The organism is Moellerella wisconsensis ATCC 35017, assembly GCF_001294465.1.
Classification (GTDB): Bacteria; Pseudomonadota; Gammaproteobacteria; order Enterobacterales; family Enterobacteriaceae; genus Moellerella; species Moellerella wisconsensis.
On the sequence record NZ_LGAA01000077.1, the window covers coordinates 1 to 290 of the forward strand.

The window sequence follows — 290 nt, forward strand, 5'->3', positions numbered from 1 at the left end:
CCCTGATGCTCCAACTAGCAGTGGTTGGTGGCATTGGACTGTAGCAAATATTCCAGCCAATATTCGAAGTTTACCCGCTAATGCTGGAGCTCAAAATGGCAAAAACATGCCGACTGGCGCAGTTCAAGGCCGCAATGATTTTGGTTATGCCGGATTCGGCGGTGCTTGCCCGCCAGCGGGCGATAAACCACACGACTACCGTTTTACCATCTGGGCATTGAAAACTGATAAATTACCGATTGATAACCAATCCAGCGGCGCTTTAGTGGGTTTCATGCTGAATGAAAACG

1 protein-coding gene is annotated in these 290 nt (G+C 49.0%); it reads left to right on the plus strand.

The annotated features are described in order from the left end of the window. The coding region (locus M992_RS14460) for a YbhB/YbcL family Raf kinase inhibitor-like protein (RefSeq protein WP_147638204.1) at window positions 1–290 on the plus strand (290 nt) is incomplete at both ends.